We start from the raw sequence: 2,762 nt of genomic DNA on the forward strand, positions 1-2,762 counted from the left end.
CCTCCGCTTGCGGATTTGCACAGGGGCCAAGGAGCCGCATTCCTGCACGAACTTCCGCGAGTCTTGGAGAACTCGCACTCCTCGACTCGGCAGACCCTAGTATCCCAGCAAGTTTAGTCCGTGGCTGACCGTTTGCAACGGAGATGGCTCCCCCATCGTTCCAGCGAAGGCGGAAAAGCACAGGCACGTGCAAGAGACAGGCGACTTGTCGGGCGCGGGCATGAAGGTATAATACTTAGCTTTGCACAGGGCACGATGGTCGTGCTCGTACCTGGATTGCGTGGAGGAAGCATGTCAGTTAAATTGACCTTCTACGGTGCGGTAAATGAGATAGGTGGGAGCAAGACTCTCCTGCAGTACAATGGCACGAACCTGTTTCTCGACTTCGGCAAGGATTTCTTTGGCGGTATGGAGCACTTCAGTGATCGCCTGAGGCCGGCGGCGTACCTGCAGATCCGCGACTATCTCCGGTTTGGCAATCTGCCGCCGATGGCGGGTCTATATCCGCCGACCCAGTCGCAGTTTCTTCAGCAGGAATTTGGCGCCACCCTTGACACTGGCAAGGTGGGAGGCATCCTGCTGAGCCACGGGCACATTGACCATTTCGGGTTCCTGCCACTGGTGGACGTCAATGTCCCGCTATACATGAGCGCCGAAACGCTTGAGGTCCTGCGGTTCTTCGACGAAACGGGCCAGTTCGACCTCCGCATGGATCAGCGCCCTGTGACCGTGTTCGAGTACGACAAGGTCGTGCACATCGGAAACTGCGAAGTCCTGCCAGTCCGCAGTGACCACGATATCCTGGGCAACCTCGGATTCATCGTGCGGTGTGGAGCCACGTCGATCATCTATACGGGTGATTATCGCCTGCACGGCAAGCATCCGGAGCGGGTGCGCACCTTCTTCGAGCTGATGCGCCAGGAGAAGCAGCATGCCAAGACGGTTCTTCTCACTGAGGGGACCAGGCTGGGGTTCGGCAGTATCGACCAGCTGATGGAGAGTGAGATCCAGGAACTCGCCACGAGGGCGGTCGGCACAGCTCCCGGCCTCGTGCTGACCAACTACTACATTCTCGACACGGAGCGACTGAAGGTGTTCCTGCGCGTCGCCGAGAAGACGGGACGGACAATGGTCCTGCAGCCCCAACATATGCTGATGGCCCGAAAGTTCGCCCGTTTCGACAGCGAGCTCGAGCGGCTCATCAAGAATGCCGAAGTATACCTTGCCAGACGTGGTTCGGGCAAGTACCTGGCGCCTGACTATCGGCTGTTCGAGCAGGAGTATCTGGTGACTGCCTTGCGCGCGGTAGACATTGCCGCGGAACCCGCCAAATATATGCTGCAGCTGGATTTCCCCGACCTCGGCGAGCTCGTCGAGATCAACCCCGCCCCCCATACTGTCTTCATTCAGTCTGGCGGCGAACCTCTCGGACAGTACGATCCGAACTATACTGTTCTCATGAAGTGGGTCAAGGACTTCAGGATGGACTTCTACCGCATCGCTACCCCCGGGCATGCGAGTGAACTCGATATCAGGGATCTGGTCATGCGGGCGGACCCCAGCGTTCTGGTGCCTATGCATTCCAAGGCGCCCGAAGCACTGAACGGGTACATCAAGGACACGATCACATTGAGGAAAGGCGTGACATACGAATTCTAAGGAGCTGACATGAGCGCAACCAGAAAGGCTCGACGCATACGGATCCTGCTCACCAACGACGACGGGATCTTTGCCAACGGCATCAACGCCGTTGGAGCGGCACTGGCAGCAACGTATGACGTCACGGTCGTCGCCCCGGAAGGTAACCAGAGCGGCTCCAGCCATTCTCTTACGCTGGGTGATATCCTGCCGATCCGCGAGGTGACCATGCCGTGCGGTCAGAAGGGTTTTGCTCTTCGCGGGACTCCTACCGACTGCGTTCTGGTGGCTCTGCTCGACGTGATGAAGGACAATCCGCCGGATATCGTGATCAGCGGGTGCAATCATGGACCGAACGTCGGGGTGGACGTTCTCTACAGTGGGACCGTCAGTGCCGCTCTCGAAGGACTGCGCCAGGGGCATCCATCCATCGCCCTCAGCCTGGATATGGTGCACGGCGTGGAGCCCCACCATTTCGAGACGGCGGCGGCAGTACTCATGGAGATCCTGGCCGAACCGGCGTTCTATGCCGATCTGGTCAAGGCGCCCGCCATCCTCAACGTCAACGTTCCCAACGTCCCCTTGAGTGACATCAAGGGGGTCATGATCACCAAACAGGGGTTCAGGGCCTATGAGAACTTCGTGGAGAAACAGTTCAGTCCGCGCGGTCGGGCCTACTACTGGATTGCCGGCAACTCGGGTCCCCATGATGCCAAGCCCGGCAGCGACGGCTATGCACTGGTCAGCGACTACGTCTCTGTAACGCCGATCAATCTCGACCTGACGTGCGATGAGCTGTTGAAGCCGCTTGAGGCCCGCAAGGGTTTGGTGGAAAAGCGGCTGGCCATAGTCACCGGTGCGCGTGGGACCTTCGGCAGGTCAGCGCCCCCGGCTGTCGGCGCCAAGCGAAGTGTGAAGATTCCAGTGGCGGCTACCAGCCCGAGTAGTACTTCAAAAGCTCCTCCCGCTCCTGTCAGGGCTGCTTCGCATCATAACGGGTCTGGTTCTGAAGTGAAGGCTGTGAGCGCTACAGGGGTCAAGAAGAAGCTCAAACATTGACGCAGAGCCTTGTCCAGATACTCACATAATGCGGGTGACAAATGGGGTCGATGCTATTGACAAGA

2 protein-coding genes are annotated in these 2,762 nt (G+C 58.6%); both read left to right on the plus strand.

Features of this window, described 5'->3' with window-relative positions:
* Positions 1–291: 291 nt before the first annotated feature.
* The gene (locus SMC5_RS03405) at positions 292–1,659 is read left to right on the plus strand and encodes an MBL fold metallo-hydrolase (RefSeq protein WP_165846212.1); all 1,368 of its coding nucleotides are present in this window, start codon (positions 292–294) and stop codon (positions 1,657–1,659) included.
* 9 nt (positions 1,660–1,668) lie between these two features.
* A complete protein-coding gene (surE, locus tag SMC5_RS03410) occupies positions 1,669–2,697 on the plus strand; it encodes a 5'/3'-nucleotidase SurE (RefSeq protein ID WP_119119595.1) in 1,029 nt (342 codons plus the stop codon).
* The last annotated feature ends 65 nt before the right edge of the window (positions 2,698–2,762 follow it).

Origin of the sequence: Candidatus Cryosericum odellii (assembly GCF_003570935.1) — a bacterium.
Taxonomy (GTDB): Bacteria; Caldisericota; Caldisericia; order Cryosericales; family Cryosericaceae; genus Cryosericum; species Cryosericum odellii.

Coding starts and splice junctions, on each gene's coding strand:
- SMC5_RS03405 (WP_165846212.1), top strand. CDS start 292: ATGTCAGTTAAATTGACCTTCTACGGTGCGGTAAATGAGATAGGTGGG.
- surE (WP_119119595.1), top strand. CDS start 1,669: ATGAGCGCAACCAGAAAGGCTCGACGCATACGGATCCTGCTCACCAAC.